Genomic DNA, 13,601 nt, shown 5'->3' with positions numbered 1-13,601 from the left:
GCGTTCACGGGTGTCCCGCACGGAGGACGGTCGTCGGGGACGAGGGTGACGGAGCACGCCACCCTCGGGCCGGCCCGCGCTCAGGCGGCGTCGCGCCGCATCGCCGGGAACCGGATCGGGCGGGAGCCCGGTCCGCCGACGTGCGAGAAGGGCTGGGTGCGCCAGTCGAGCCCCTGAGGGAGCGTCAGCAGCAGGGCCGTGTCCTGCTCCTGGGGCGTGACCGACTCGTCCGCCGGCCGGGCCTCGGACGCGCGGCGGCCGGTGCCGGCGCAGACCGTGAGCCCGAACGGGTTCCACGGCGAGGCGCACAGCGCGTGCTCCGGCAGGACCTCCTCGTCCGCCAGGAGAGCGATGGGCTGCGAGCAGTCCGGGCACACCACCCGGAACATCTCGAACGTGTCGTACGCGTCGGATTCGTCGTCCGGGGTGCCGGGTTCGACGTACTCCGGCTCGGGCACGACGACCGGCTGCTGCCGCTTGGACGTGGTACGGCCAGGGCGCTTAAGACTCTGCATTGGGTACTCCCCCTCGGGCTGGGCCGTTCAGGCACTGCGGCCTCGACCACAGCAAGCACTTCCCGCCACCCCCGGGGGGTAATCACGAGAACATCACGGAGACGGCGCAAAGGCTGTGGCGTTCGTCACATGCCGCTCGCGGGTGCCGTCCCCGGGGCTCCCGCGTCGCCGTTCCGGTATCCGGGGCGATCAAGCGCACTGTAGGTTCGGCGCCATGGAGGAGCTGGATCGACAGATCGTGCAGCTGCTCGTCAAGGACGGGCGGATGAGCTACACGGACCTGGGCAAGGCCACGGGCCTGTCCACGTCGGCCGTGCACCAGCGGGTGCGGCGGCTGGAGCAGCGCGGTGTCATCCGCGGCTACGCCGCGGTGGTCGACCCGGAGGCCGTCGGCCTGCCGATGACCGCCTTCATCTCGGTCAAACCGTTCGACCCCAGCGCCCCGGACGACATCGCGGACCGGCTGGCCGGCGTCTCCGAGATCGAGGCGTGCCACAGCGTGGCGGGCGACGAGAACTACATCCTCAAGGTGCGCGTCTCCACCCCGCACGAACTCGAGGAACTCCTCGCCCGGCTGCGTTCCTTGGCGGGCGTCTCGACCCGCACGACGGTCGTCCTCTCCACCCCGTACGAGGCCCGCCCGCCCCGCATCTGAACCCACCCGACGGTCACGTACGGGGGACAGCGCTTTCCCGTGACACGGGCGGGCCGGTCGACGTGCGGCGCCCCGCCGGCAGACGCCGGCGGGGCGCGTGGGGAGCCTTCGTCCGGTGTGCCCGGCCCGCCCGCGTCGGGCGCCACTGATCCATGAGTCGCCCGGCCCTGCGCAGTCCCGCGCGGACCCCTGCGCCTTGGTGCCGCGTGACGGGATCGGCTTGCGCGGGGCGCGTCGGCCTCTTGGGTGAGCCCGGCGCGGGCGGCGCGCCACCGGATCATGCCGGGCTGCGAAGCGCCGGCCGCCCCTGACCACGCGCGGGCGCCCGCATCCCCACGCGCGCCCGCGAAGGGGAGGGGACCTGCGTGCGGGGTGGGAGCCGGGGCGCGCGAGACTGTGGGCATGAGTGAACGCACCGCCCCATCGCCCACCGTCCTGCTCCGCCGCGGCGAGGTACACAGCCCCGCCGACCCCTTCGCCACCGCGATGGTCGTCGAGCGCGGCCAGGTCGCCTGGGTCGGCTCCGAGGGCGCCGCCGACGCCTTCGTGGACGGGGTCGACGAGGTGATCGACCTCGACGGGGCGCTGGTCACCCCGGCGTTCACGGACGCGCACGTCCACACCACGGCCACCGGCCTCGCCCTTACCGGCCTGGACCTGTCCACCGCCGTCTCCCTCGAGGACGCCCTCGCCCGGGTCCGGGTGTTCGCCGCCGCCCGTCCCGAGGACCGGGTGCTGCTCGGCCACGGCTGGGACGCCGCCCGCTGGCCCGGCGGCCGCCCCCCGGCGCGCGCGGAACTGGACGAGGCCACCGGCGGCCGCCCTCTCTACCTCAGCCGCATCGACGTGCACTCCGCCGTCGTCTCCACCGCCCTGCTCGACCTCGTCGCGGGCGGCGTGACGCGCGAGGACCGTCCGCTCACCGGGGACGACCACCACGCCGTACGCGCCACCGCGCTGGCCGCCGTCACCCCGGCCCAGCGCACCGCCGCCCAGCGCGCCGCCCTCGCGCACGCCGCCTCGCTCGGCATCGGCACGGTGCACGAGTGCGGCGGACCGGAGATCTCCTCCGAGGACGACTTCACCGGCCTGCTGCGCCTCGCCCGCGAGGAGGCGGGGCCCCGCGTCGTCGGCTACTGGGCCGAGCAGGACGTCGCCAAGGCGCGCGAGCTGGGCGCGCTCGGCGCGGCGGGCGACCTGTTCGCCGACGGCGCCCTGGGCTCCCACACGGCCTGCCTGCACGAGCCGTACGCCGACGCCGCCCACACCGGCACCGCGCACCTCGACGCCGACGCCGTGGCCGCCCACGTGATCGCCTGCACCGAGGCGGGCCTCCAGGCGGGCTTCCATGCCATCGGGGACGCCGCCGTGACCACGGTGGCCGACGGCGTCCGCGCGGCTGCCGAGAAGCTCGGCCTCGCCCGCGTGCGCGCCGCCCGGCACCGGGTCGAGCACGCCGAGATGGTCACCCCGGAGACGATTGCCGCGTTCGCCGAACTCGGCCTCACCGCCTCCGTGCAGCCCGCCTTCGACGCCCTGTGGGGTGGCGAGGACGGCATGTACGCGCGGCGCCTGGGCGCCGACCGGGCCCGCACGCTCAACCCGTTCGCGGCGCTGCTGCGGGCCGGCGTCCCACTCGCCTTCGGTTCCGACAGCCCCGTGACCCCGCTGGACCCGTGGGGCACGGTCCGCGCGGCGGCCTTCCACCACACCGCCGAGCACCGCGTCTCCGTGCGCGCCGCCTTCACCGCCCACACCCGCGGCGGCTGGCGGGCGACCGGACGGGACGACGCGGGCGTCCTCGTGCCGGGTGCCCCTGCCGACTACGCCGTCTGGCGTACCGGCGCACTCGTCGTCCAGGCCCCCGACGACCGCGTGGCCCGCTGGTCCACCGACCCGAGGTCCGGCACGCCCGGCCTGCCCGACCTCACCCCCGGCCGTGACCTGCCCGTTTGCCTCCGCACGGTGGTCGGCGGCCGGACGGTCTTCGTACGGCCGGGCGAGTGATCTGCACGGGCGGCGCGGCGGGTGATCATGCGCCGCGCCCCCGTCGCGCGACCTGCGCATCCTCGCCTCTGACCAGGCGTTTGCACCACACTGCGCAGGTCGAACGGCTGTTGACAGGCGGCCGCAGGGGGCCGGTAGGTTCGGCCGGGTCCACCACCGGACGCCCGACCGGAGAACGTCCGGCCACTCGTGTCAGCGCCGCTGGGTCAGGGACGGTGTGCCGCACCGGGGCACCGCCACTGGGAGCCAGGCTCAGCGCGGCGCGGAGCCGAGGGACGTGTCCGCCGGCCGGGGAGGTGCGACCCCGGGTGGGGCCCGGGCGCTCAGTAGACAACGGCTTCAGGTCGATCCGCAGCCGGCGGATCCCAGGCCGGCCCGAAGGGCGCCGGGCCCCCATCCGCTGTCCCCGTCCACCGGCGGGAAACAGGTGTGCCTACCCGATCTTCGGGAAACGACACCACCATACGAACGTCCTGTCACGCCGACGCAGTACGCGCCCACTAAGGTGGGACCCTGCGCACAGGACATGAAGGGGCAGCAGTGAACGACGGCGGCGGGACCCTCGCGGCAGGATCCCAGGGGCGGAACTTCGGCCCGCTCGGTACGGCTTTGGTGGTCATCCCGACCTACAACGAGGCGGAGAACATCAAGGCGATCGTCGGCCGCGTGCGCAAGGCCGTTCCGGACGCGCACGTCCTCGTGGCCGACGACAACAGCCCCGACGGCACCGGCAAGCTCGCCGACGAGCTGGCCGCCGAGGACGGGAACGTCCAGGTGCTGCACCGTAAGGGCAAGGAAGGCCTCGGCGCGGCCTACCTCGCGGGCTTCCGCTGGGGCCTGGAGCACGGCTACGGCGTCCTCGTCGAGATGGACGCCGACGGCTCCCACCAGCCCGAGGAGCTGCCCCGCCTGCTGACCGCCCTCAAGGGCGCCGACCTGGTGCTCGGCTCGCGCTGGGTGCCGGGCGGCCGGGTGGTCAACTGGCCGAAGTCGCGGGAGGTCATCTCGCGCGGCGGCAGCCTCTACTCGCGTGTGGCGCTCGACCTGCCGCTGCGGGACATCACCGGCGGCTTCCGCGCGTTCCGCCGCGAGACCCTGGAGGGCCTCGGCCTCGAAGAGGTGGCCTCCCAGGGGTACTGCTTCCAGGTCGACCTGGCCCGGCGCGCGGTGAAGGCCGGCTACCACGTCGTCGAGGTGCCCATCACCTTCGTCGAGCGCGAGCTCGGTGACTCGAAGATGAGCCGGGACATCCTCGTCGAGGCGCTGTGGCGGGTCACCGCGTGGGGCGTCGGGGAGAGGGTCGGCAAGGTCCTCGGCCGTGCCGACGACAAGCCCCGCCAGGCCCGGGCGGGCAAGGCCGCCCCGGTCGAGGAGACCGCCCCGGGCGGCGACCGCCCCACGTCGTAGCCGCGGCGGCCCCGCGTACACCGGGGCCGCTTATCCCGCGCTGAGCCGGGCCCAGGCACACTGGGAGTATGACGACTGGCGCGCAGACCCCGTACCCCGTCCGGCCCCGGCGCTCCCGGCTGCGCACGCTGCTGCCGCTGGGTGTCGCCGTCTGGCTCGTGCTGGAGATCTGGCTGCTGATCCTGGTCGCCGGGGCCTCGAACGGCCTGGTGGTCTTCCTGGTCCTGGTGGCCGGCGTCGTGCTGGGCTCGGTCGTCATCAAGCGCGCCGGCCGCCGGGCCTTCAAGAACCTCACCGAGGCGCTGCAACAGCAGCAGAACGGCACCCTGGCCCCCGGGTCCCGGCCGAACAGCGAGGGCAACGGCCTGATGATGCTGGGCGGCCTGCTGCTCATCATCCCCGGCCTGATCTCCGACGCGCTGGGCCTGCTCCTGCTGGTGCCGCCGGTGCAGAAGGCCGTGAGCCGTTATGCCGAGCGCACCTTCGAGCGCAAGCTCCGTGAGGCCGCGGCGTCGCAGGGCTCGCTGGGGGACGTCTTCCAGCAGGCCCGCATGCACCGCCCCGACGGCAAGGTCGTCCAGGGCGAGGTCATCAGGGACGAACCGGGCAGCGCCCCGGGCGACACCCGGCAGGGCCCGCCCCCGCCGCTGACGCGCTGAGAACGCCCCGCGACTGACGAAAGAAGGGACGCCCCGGGTGCCCGGGGCGTCCCTTCCTCATCGCGCACAAAGATTCGGCAGGCACGCACACAGGACCGCGGGCGCCGTACACGTACGGCGCCCGCGGTCCTGTGTCGCTGTGCGTCCGGGCGGGGCAGACCCCGGGATCAGGCCGACTTGCGGCTGTCCCGCGGATGCACCGCGATGTTCATCGCACCGGACCGCAGAACGGCGAGACGCTCCTCGAGGACCTCTTCGAGTTCCTCGCGGGTGCGCCGCTCCATCAGCATGTCCCAGTGCGTACGAGCCGGCTTGGCCTTCTTCTCCTCCGGACCGTCACCGTCCACCAGGAGTGCCTGGGCACCGCAGACCTTGCACTCCCACTCCGGCGGGATCTCCGCCTCGACCGAGAAGGGCATCTCGAAGCGGTGCCCCTTCTCGCATGCGTACTCCACGGCCTGGCGCGGGGCCAGGTCGATGCCGCGGTCCGTCTCGTAGCTGGTCACCACGAGGCGCGTGCCGCGAAGAGCTCGCTCACTCATGAATCGTGCCTCCCGGGCTTGTCGCCCACAGGACAGGTGTCGCTGTCGTCGTCATCCGGTCAACGTCCGGTCGGCGGTAAAGATTCCCGATCGGAGTTCCGTTCCGGGTCATGTGTCACCGTCGTGGCCGCAGCCTTTGTCAACCAGTGCAGTACCCACCGACGCCCGGTTTGTCACATCCAGTCACAGATGTCACACAGCGGTTCGGCATCTTTGACGCGCAGTAACGGTACGCCTGGCAGGCCAAACGCGTACACTACCGCCCTTTCGTGCTCAACGCTAAATCCGCTCGGGCACCGGATTGCCCGCGTCGGCGATCGCCCGCCGGACGGGTACCCGCGCGAGCAGGACGAACCCCAGCACGAAGAAGCCCACCAGGGAGACGATCGCGTCCCGGTAGCTGCCCGTGAGCTGGTAGGTCAGGCCGAACAGCAACGGCCCGAGCCAGCTCAGCCCCCGGTCGCTGATCTCGTACGCCGAGAAGTACTCCGCCTCCTTGCCGGGCGGGACCAGGTGGGAGAACAGGGACCGGGACAGGGCCTGGCTGCCGCCGAGGACCAGACCGATCCCGGCGGCCAGCACGAAGAACCACGCGGGCGCGCCGGCCGGCAGGAAGTATCCGGCCGCGAGGGTCAGCGTCCAGGCGACCAGCGAGCCGAGGATCGTGCGCTTCGCCCCGTACCGCCGGGCCAGCCTGCCCAGCAGCAGGGCGCCCGCCACCGCCAGCACCTGCACCAGCAGCACGGCCACGATCAGCGTCGCCTGCCCGAGGCCCAGCTCCTTCGAGCCGTACACCGAGGCCTGCGAGATCACCGTCTGGATGCCGTCGTTGTAGATCAGATAGGCCAGCAGGAAGGCGAGCGTCAGCGGATGCCGGCGCATGTCGCGGACCGTCGCCGCGAGCTGCCGGAAGCCCGGCAGGGACGCCTCCCGGGCGGGAGCGCGGCGGTCCCGCAGCCGGCGCAGCGGTATCAGGGCGAACGCGCCCCACCACAGACCCGCCGAGGCCAGGCAGATGCGCACCGCCATGCTCTCGGACACCCCGAAGCTGTCATGGCCGGTGTAGAGGACGAGGTTCGCGACGAGCACCAGCGCGCCGGCCGCGTAGCCGAAGGCCCAGCCGCGCGAGGAGACGGCGTCGCGCTCCTCCGGCGGAGCGATCTGCGGCAGGTAGGAGTTGTAGAGCATCATCGCGACCGACTGCGCGGCGTTCGCCACCACCAGAAGCAGGCCGCCCAGCAGATACCGGTCGCCGTCGAGGAAGAACATCCCGGCGGTCGCGGCAGCACCGGTGTACGCGGCCGCCGCGAGCAGCGGCTTCTTGCGTCCGGTGCGGTCGGCGGCGGCGCCCACCAGCGGCATCACCAGCACGGCCACGACCACCGACAGGGACACCGCGTACGCGAAGAAGGACCCCGCGCGCACGGGTATGCCCAGCGGGTGCACGAACCCGTCCGCGTCCGCCGCCGCCTCCGCGACCGAGGTCAGGTACGGGCCGAGGAAGACGGTGACCACGCTCGTGGAGTACACGGAGCAGGCCCAGTCGTAGAAGTACCAGCCGCGCTGTTCGCGCCTCCGCGCGGCGCCCTCGTCCGCCGCCGGTGACCGCACGGTGTCGGTGTCCACCCGTGCCCTCGCTTCCCCGTGTACGCGCCGAGGCGACGGGGCGCGGGGGTCTCAGACCCAGGTGCCGCGGTCCTCCATGACCTTGCGCAGTGTGTCGATGTGATCGGTCATGATGCCATCCACCCCGAGGTCAAGGAGCCGGTGCATGCGTTGCGGTTCGTTCACGGTCCACACGTGGACCTGCACGCCCCGCGCGTGGGCGGCCCGCACGAAACGCTCGTCGACCACCCGGACGCCCGACTGCTCCTCCGGCACCTGCGCGGCGACCGCCGACCGGCGCAGCGGGACCGGCAGCCCCCAGGACCGCAGCCGCAGGTTCAGCACCCCCCGGGTGCCGAACGAGGTGGCCAGCCGCGGCCCGGCCAGCCGCTGGGCGCGCACCACCCGCGCCTCGGAGAACGAGCCGACGCAGATCCGGTCCCAGCACCCGGTGCGCCGGATCAGGTGCAGCAGAGGCCGCAGTGCCGGTTCGGCCTTCACGTCCACGTTCCAGCGGACCTCGGGGAAGGTCTCCAGCAGCTCCTCGAACAGGGGCACCGGCTCGACCCCGGCCACCCGCGCCCGCGCCACCTCCGACCAGGGCAGGTCGGCGATGCGGCCCGCGCCGTCCGTGACCCGGTCCAGGGTGGCGTCGTGGAAGGCGACGAGCCGGCCGTCGCGCGTGGCGTGGACGTCGGTCTCGATGTACCGGTAGCCCGCCTCGACGGCGCACCGGAACTGCCGGACGGTGTTCTCCATCCCGTCGGCCGCCCCGCCCCGGTGGGCGAAGGCGAGCGGGCCGGGATGGTCGAGGTAGGGGTGGCGTATCGGGGGGGTCACGACCGCAGTATCGCCTGCTGGGGCTGCCCGGCGGCAACGACCGTGGTGCCGTCGGCCCGCCCCGGGACCTCGAAGACCCGCAGGAACACCTGGGCGAGCGGGCCGATCGCCACCGCGTACAGCAGCGTGCCGACGCCGACCGTGCCGCCGAGGAGGAAGCCGGTGACCACGACCGTGATCTCGATGAGCGTGCGGACCAGACGCACCGACACCCCCGTGCGCCGGTTCAGCCCCGTCATCAGCCCGTCGCGCGGGCCCGGGCCGAACCGCGCCGCGATGTACAGCCCGGTCGCCGCGCCGTTCAGCACGATCCCGGCCGCCATCAGCACCACGCGTACGGTCATGCCGTGCGCGTCCGGCACCAGGGCCAGCGTCGCGTCCATCGCCGCGCCGATCACCAGCACGTTGGAGACCGTGCCGAGCCCCGGTCGCTGACGCAGCGGGATCCACAGCAGCAGCACCAGGGCGCCCACGGCGGTCAGCACCACGCCCATCGACAGCCCGGTGCGCTCGGACAGGCCCTGGTGCAGGACGTTCCACGGTTCGAGACCGAGCCCCGACCGCACGAGGAGCGCCGAGCTGGCCCCGTACAGGGCCAGTCCCCCGTACAGCTGGAACAGCCGCCGTACGAGATGCCGCTCGCGGAGCGAGTTTCTGGCCAAGAGGTGCCCCCTGTGGTGGAAGTGGACCGATGCATGCCACCCTGGAGCCTGACTGGTCATGTCATCCATGGCCAATCCGGGGAAGGTGGACTGAATCGTATGGCGCAGTGGACTTCCGCAGTGGGTGCGGCCCAGCTGGCCCGGCTGCTCAACTCCCAGCAGGACCGTCCGGCGGGCTCCGGGACCCGGCGGCCCCCCGCCTACCGCGCCCTCGCCGACGGCATCCGGCTGCTGGTCCTCGAAGGCCGGGTGCCGGTCGCCGCGCGGCTGCCCGCCGAACGGGAACTGGCCCTCGCCCTCTCCGTGAGCCGGACCACCGTGGCCGCCGCCTACGAGGCGCTGCGCGGTGAGGGGTTCCTCGAGTCACGGCGCGGCGCCGGCAGCTGGACCGCCGTCCCGGCCGGCAACCCGGTCCCGGCACGGGGGCTCGAGCCGCTGCCGCCCGAGGCCCTGGGCTCCATGATCGACCTCGGCTGCGCCGCGCTGCCCGCCCCCGAGCCCTGGCTCACCCGGGCCGTCCAGGGCGCGCTGGAGGAGCTCCCGCCGTACGCGCACACCCACGGCGACTATCCGGCCGGGCTGCCCGCGCTGCGCGCGATGATCGCGGACCGCTACACCGCGCGGGGCATCGCCACCATGCCCGAGCAGATCATGGTCACGACCGGCGCGATGGGCGCCATCGACGCCATCTGTCACCTCTTCGGCGGACGCGGTGAACGGATCGCCGTCGAGTCACCCTCCTACGCGAACATCCTCCAGCTGATGCGCGAGGCCGGTGCCCGGCTCGTCCCCGTCGCCATGGCCGAAGGCCTGACCGGCTGGGACCTGGACCGCTGGCGTCAGGTGCTGCGCGAGGCGGCCCCGCGCATCGCCTACGTGGTCGCCGACTTCCACAACCCCACCGGGGCGCTCGCCGGCGAGGACCAGCGGCGCGGGCTGGTGGACGCGGCCCGCTCGGCCGGCACGGTGCTGGTCGCCGACGAGACGATGAGCGAGCTGTGGCTCGACGAGGACGTGGAGATGCCGCGTCCTGTGTGCGCGTTCGACCCGGCGGGGTCCACCGTGATCACGGTCGGCTCGGCGAGCAAGGCGTTCTGGGCCGGAATGCGCATCGGCTGGGTGCGCGCCGCGCCCGACGTGATCCGCAGCCTCGTCGCCGCCCGCGCCTACGCCGACCTGGGCACGCCCGTCCTGGAGCAGCTCGCCGTGAACTGGCTGTTCGGCACGGGTGGCTGGGAGCAGGCGGTGGCGGTACGGCGCGCCCAGGCGCGGCAGAACCGCGACGAGCTGGTGGCCGCCGTACGCCGGGAACTGCCCGACTGGGAGTTCGAGGTGCCCGGCGGCGGCCTCACCCTCTGGGTGCGCACCGGGGGCCTGTCCGGTTCGCGGCTGGCGGAGGCGGGGGAGCGGGTGGGCGTGCGCGTGCCGTCGGGGCCGCGCTTCGGGGTGGACGGCGCGTTCGAGGGGTATGTGCGGCTGCCGTTCACGGTGGGCGGCGCGGTCGCCGACGAGGCGGCCACCCGCCTGGCGGCGGCGGCCCGCATCGTCGAAACGGGCGGTACGTCAGGCACGGAAACCCCCCGCACGTTCGTCGCGTGACGCGGCAGCGCCCTCAGGGGCGCGGGGAACTGCGCGACCGGCCACGAACCGACTGGCACCCGGCACCCCGTTAGCGGCGAGGCCCGCTGGAGGGGTGCCGTCTGCGCCCACCCGTGCCGCCCTGCGGCACGCCTGCCCGCAGACGGCAGCGGTGCCGGAAACGCCCCTCAGGGGCGCGGGCGGCGAGGTCCGCTGGAAACGGCGATGCCGGCAGCGCCCTCAGGGGCGCGGGGAACTGCGCGACCGGCCACGAACCGACTGGCACCCATCCGGCAGTGCCCGGCACGCCGTTAGCGGTGAGGCCCGCTGGAAGGGGTGCCGTCTGCGCCCACCCGTGCCGCACGCCTGCCCGCAGACGGCAGCGGTGCCGGAAACGCCCCTCAGGGGCGCGGGGAACTGCGCGACCGGCCACAGACAAGCCGCACCCGGCCCCCGCCCGTGCCCGGCACCCCGTTGGCCGTGAGGCCCGGCGTCACGAGGAGGATTCCGCCACCGCCGACCCCTCGGGCGCCGGCCGCGCGGACACCGTCTCCGCGTCCGTCTCCGCCACCATCGCCGCAGCCGCGACCTTCTCCGTCGCCGCCTTGTCCAGACGTACGGCCTCCGGCACCGGCCCCTGCTCCGCCGCCGCGGCCTCCAGCAGCTCCGGCTCCTCGTCCGCCGGCGTGGTCCGGGGCGGCAGCAGTTCCAGGACCGCCTGGCGGTGGGCGTCGCTGGTCGCGTCGTCGTACGGGTCCGGGGTCGCCGGGACCTGCAGGCGGTGGACCGGCCCCGTGCCCAGACGGGCGTAGCCGCGCCCCGGCGGCATCTGGTCGACCCGCGTGGTGTGCGGAGGCGCCCCGAGCACGGTCTCCAGCTGCTCCGTCGTCGCGGGCCCGAGGACGACGCGCGCGCGGGTGTGCTGCCGTACCGGGCCCGCCAGGGCCTCCAGACCGTCGAACTGCTCCGCGACCACCACGGTGACGTTCGCGGCGCGGCCGTGCCGCAGCGGCGCCTGGAGCAGGGACTGCGGGTCCGTGCGGTCGTCCGCCGCGGCGAGGTGGGTGAACACGCTGGGCCGGTCCAGCAGCAGCCACAGGGGACGCCGGGTGTCCTCGGGCGGTGGGTCGCCCGCCTGGTGCGCCCGGTCGGCGGCGGCCATCCGGCGCTCGGTCTCGGAGGCCGCCCACTCCAGGCTGGTCAGCGCCCCCGTCAGACCGCACTCGACGGCGAGCACGCCGTCCCGGCCGGTGAGGCAGGCGTACTCACCGGTCCCGCCGCCGTCCACGATCACCACGTCGCCGTGGTGCAGGGCCTGCAGGGCGATGGACCGCAGCAGCGTCGAGGTGCCGCTGCCCGGCTGGCCGACCGCCAGCAGGTGCGGCTCCGTGGAGCGGATGCCCGTGCGCCACACCACGGGCGGCACGTCGCGCTGCTCCTCGCCGTGGGCGCCGTGGGTGAGCGGCAGCGTCCGCTGCACGCGCGTGGGGTCGGTGAAGCCGAGGACCGTCTCGCCGGGGGCTGTGACGAAGGGCTGCGCGGCGATGTCGGTGGGCAGCGGAGCGAGGACGCGGACGGTGAGCTGGTTGGCTTCCTCGTCCCATCCGAAGTGGTATTCCCGCCCGCGTCCGCACTTGGCGCCGAGCAGATGCTCGATCCGCGCGCGGGACGCCGGTTCGGCGTCCGTGAAGTACGCGGGGTAGGAGATCACCAGGTGCGCGAGACGGCCGGTGCCGTCGAACTCGTACTCGGAGAAGACCTTCCCCCAGTCGCCCCCGTGGGAGTAGAGCGGCTCGGGGTCGTCGGCCGCCGAGAAGTAGGGCACCAGGGCCTCGTACAGCGACTTCAGGCGCTGCAGCTGCCCCGGGGCGGGCCCGGCGGGTGCCGCGGGTGTGCGGTCCCGGCCGTGCCAGGCCGCCGCCGCCATCAGGGTGACGACGGCGAGCAGCGGACCGTACGGCGCGAGCGCCACCCCCAGCAGCACCGCTGCCACGGAGAGGAGCAGCGCCCCGCGCCGCTCCTTGGGCGTCTCGACCCACCTGCGCCGTCCGGCCGAGGCCAGCCGGCGCAGCCCGCGCGTGATGGTGATCAGCGGGTGGAGGACGTCCGTGGCGCTGTCGGCCGCCGTCCTGGCCAGCTCCCGGCTCCGGGCGAGCTGGGCGCTGCCGTTGCTGAGGATGCGGGGGAGGGGGCGCCGGGCCACAACTGTCTCCAGAGGGTGCGTGCGGGCGGGCTGGGCGTGGTGGGGCGGGTCAGAACTTGAACCCGCCCAGCAGACCGGCGAGGCTCTCGCCGCCCGCCTTGATGCTCGGGGCGATGGCCGTGCTGGCCAGATAGAAGCCGAAGAGCATCGCCACCAGGGCGTGCGACAGCTTCAGTCCGTCCTTGCGGAAGAAGATGAAGACGACGATGCCGAGCAGCACCACGCATGAGATCGAGATGATCATGTGAGTTCTCCTGGTTCGCGGGGACAGCAGTCACCATGAGTTCTTCCCTGATCACAGAATGTATCTATACGATAAAAGGTGCAACTGGGTGGATATCCGGCCCCCGTGTCCTGGTGGCGACCTCTCGTGATCTTTACCTCGGGCAGATCAGGTCATGTGCCACCCGAGCCAGTACCCTGGCGATTCACCCGTACGGCTGCGCCCCGCGCAGACGTACGCCCTGTTCCCGGTGCGAGAACCCATGCAGTGAGAGGCGGTCCGGCGATGACAGAAGCCCCCGACCCGGAGGTCGTGGAGCTGGCGACCAAGATCTTCGATCTGGCTCGGCGCGGCCGCACCGAGGAGCTGGTCGCCTACGTCGACGCGGGCGTCCCCGCCGACCTCACCAACGACCGCGGCGACTCGCTCGTGATGCTCGCCGCCTACCACGGCCACGCCGAGGCGGTCCGTGCCCTGCTGGCGCGCGGTGCCGACGCCGACCGCGTCAACGACCGCGGCCAGACGCCACTCGCGGGGGCGGTCTTCAAGGGCGAGACCGACGTCGCCAAGGCGCTGCTGGAGGCCGGCGCCGACCCCTCCGCCGGGACACCGTCGGCCGTCGACACGGCCCGGATGTTCGCCCGCACGGAGCTTCTCGAGCTTTTCCAAGAGCGCTGAGACACCCGCTCCGACCAGCGACGACAA

Annotated in this window: 13 protein-coding genes; 6 read left to right on the top strand and 7 right to left on the bottom strand. The window is 73.5% G+C overall.

Annotated features, from left to right (window positions below):
- Nucleotides 1–80: 80 nt before the first annotated feature.
- On the bottom strand, nucleotides 81–515 hold the full coding sequence (locus ACIF8S_RS22710; RefSeq protein ID WP_024887322.1) for a hypothetical protein: 435 nt from the start codon (nucleotides 513–515) through the stop codon (nucleotides 81–83).
- Nucleotides 516–729: 214 nt separating this feature from the next.
- On the opposite strand from ACIF8S_RS22710, the gene ACIF8S_RS22705 reads away from it, so the two are divergent.
- The 4 genes from ACIF8S_RS22705 to fxsA all read left to right on the top strand — a co-directional run bounded on the left by ACIF8S_RS22705 (nucleotide 730) and on the right by fxsA (nucleotide 5,243).
- Entirely contained in the window at nucleotides 730–1,170 is a 441-nt protein-coding gene (locus tag ACIF8S_RS22705; protein ID WP_400001284.1) for an Lrp/AsnC family transcriptional regulator, read from the top strand.
- A 402-nt stretch (nucleotides 1,171–1,572) separates the two neighbouring features.
- A complete protein-coding gene (locus ACIF8S_RS22700) occupies nucleotides 1,573–3,177 on the top strand; it encodes an amidohydrolase (RefSeq protein ID WP_400001282.1) in 1,605 nt (534 codons plus the stop codon).
- 540 nt (nucleotides 3,178–3,717) lie between these two features.
- Nucleotides 3,718–4,584 (top strand): polyprenol monophosphomannose synthase, encoded by an 867-nt coding sequence (locus ACIF8S_RS22695; protein WP_400001280.1) that lies wholly within the window; start codon nucleotides 3,718–3,720, stop codon nucleotides 4,582–4,584.
- A gap of 68 nt (nucleotides 4,585–4,652) precedes the next feature.
- Nucleotides 4,653–5,243, top strand: a complete 591-nt coding sequence (gene fxsA, locus ACIF8S_RS22690; protein ID WP_400001278.1) for an FxsA family membrane protein — start codon at nucleotides 4,653–4,655, stop codon at nucleotides 5,241–5,243.
- 167 nt (nucleotides 5,244–5,410) lie between these two features.
- Here the strand turns inward: fxsA and ACIF8S_RS22685 are convergent, their stop codons facing one another.
- From ACIF8S_RS22685 to ACIF8S_RS22670, 4 genes are all read right to left on the bottom strand, one after another.
- Entirely contained in the window at nucleotides 5,411–5,785 is a 375-nt protein-coding gene (locus tag ACIF8S_RS22685) for an RNA polymerase-binding protein RbpA (protein ID WP_003977404.1), read from the bottom strand.
- A 279-nt stretch (nucleotides 5,786–6,064) separates the two neighbouring features.
- Nucleotides 6,065–7,411: an MFS transporter gene (locus ACIF8S_RS22680; RefSeq protein WP_400001276.1), complete on the bottom strand. Its 1,347-nt coding sequence runs from the start codon at nucleotides 7,409–7,411 to the stop codon at nucleotides 6,065–6,067.
- A 51-nt stretch (nucleotides 7,412–7,462) separates the two neighbouring features.
- Nucleotides 7,463–8,230 (bottom strand): glycerophosphodiester phosphodiesterase, encoded by a 768-nt coding sequence (locus tag ACIF8S_RS22675; RefSeq protein ID WP_400001274.1) that lies wholly within the window; start codon nucleotides 8,228–8,230, stop codon nucleotides 7,463–7,465.
- Nucleotides 8,227–8,892, bottom strand: coding sequence for a YitT family protein (locus ACIF8S_RS22670; protein ID WP_400001272.1), 666 nt, complete (start codon nucleotides 8,890–8,892; stop codon nucleotides 8,227–8,229). The genes ACIF8S_RS22675 and ACIF8S_RS22670 overlap by 4 nt, the downstream gene beginning before the upstream one ends.
- Nucleotides 8,893–8,991: 99 nt before the next feature.
- Between ACIF8S_RS22670 and ACIF8S_RS22665 the strand changes: the two genes are divergently transcribed.
- Entirely contained in the window at nucleotides 8,992–10,491 is a 1,500-nt protein-coding gene (locus ACIF8S_RS22665) for a PLP-dependent aminotransferase family protein (RefSeq protein WP_400001270.1), read from the top strand.
- A gap of 472 nt (nucleotides 10,492–10,963) precedes the next feature.
- Here the strand turns inward: ACIF8S_RS22665 and ACIF8S_RS22660 are convergent, their stop codons facing one another.
- Together ACIF8S_RS22660 and ACIF8S_RS22655 are read right to left on the bottom strand one after the other, a co-directional pair.
- Nucleotides 10,964–12,673, bottom strand: coding sequence for a hypothetical protein (locus tag ACIF8S_RS22660; RefSeq protein ID WP_400001268.1), 1,710 nt, complete (start codon nucleotides 12,671–12,673; stop codon nucleotides 10,964–10,966).
- A 49-nt stretch (nucleotides 12,674–12,722) separates the two neighbouring features.
- Nucleotides 12,723–12,917 carry a hypothetical protein gene (locus ACIF8S_RS22655; RefSeq protein WP_006136669.1) on the bottom strand — a complete coding sequence of 65 codons (195 nt, stop codon included), beginning with the start codon at nucleotides 12,915–12,917 and terminating at the stop codon, nucleotides 12,723–12,725.
- Nucleotides 12,918–13,181: 264 nt separating this feature from the next.
- On the opposite strand from ACIF8S_RS22655, the gene ACIF8S_RS22650 reads away from it, so the two are divergent.
- On the top strand, nucleotides 13,182–13,574 hold the full coding sequence (locus ACIF8S_RS22650) for an ankyrin repeat domain-containing protein (protein ID WP_349793937.1): 393 nt from the start codon (nucleotides 13,182–13,184) through the stop codon (nucleotides 13,572–13,574).
- Nucleotides 13,575–13,601: the final 27 nt, after the last annotated feature.

This window comes from Streptomyces sp. NPDC085937, from assembly GCF_044540535.1.
Classification (GTDB): Bacteria; Actinomycetota; Actinomycetes; order Streptomycetales; family Streptomycetaceae; genus Streptomyces.
This window is presented reverse-complemented; position numbering and strand designations above follow the sequence as displayed.

What these genes read in the sequence shown, in the direction of transcription:
- ACIF8S_RS22705 (WP_400001284.1), top strand. Translation starts at nt 730, where the DNA reads ATGGAGGAGCTGGATCGACAGATCGTGCAGCTGCTCGTCAAGGACGGG.
- ACIF8S_RS22665 (WP_400001270.1), top strand. Translation starts at nt 8,992, where the DNA reads ATGGCGCAGTGGACTTCCGCAGTGGGTGCGGCCCAGCTGGCCCGGCTG.
- ACIF8S_RS22685 (WP_003977404.1), bottom strand. Translation starts at nt 5,785, where the DNA reads ATGAGTGAGCGAGCTCTTCGCGGCACGCGCCTCGTGGTGACCAGCTAC.
- ACIF8S_RS22710 (WP_024887322.1), bottom strand. Translation starts at nt 515, where the DNA reads ATGCAGAGTCTTAAGCGCCCTGGCCGTACCACGTCCAAGCGGCAGCAG.
- fxsA (WP_400001278.1), top strand. Translation starts at nt 4,653, where the DNA reads ATGACGACTGGCGCGCAGACCCCGTACCCCGTCCGGCCCCGGCGCTCC.
- ACIF8S_RS22650 (WP_349793937.1), top strand. Translation starts at nt 13,182, where the DNA reads ATGACAGAAGCCCCCGACCCGGAGGTCGTGGAGCTGGCGACCAAGATC.
- ACIF8S_RS22700 (WP_400001282.1), top strand. Translation starts at nt 1,573, where the DNA reads ATGAGTGAACGCACCGCCCCATCGCCCACCGTCCTGCTCCGCCGCGGC.
- ACIF8S_RS22655 (WP_006136669.1), bottom strand. Translation starts at nt 12,917, where the DNA reads ATGATCATCTCGATCTCATGCGTGGTGCTGCTCGGCATCGTCGTCTTC.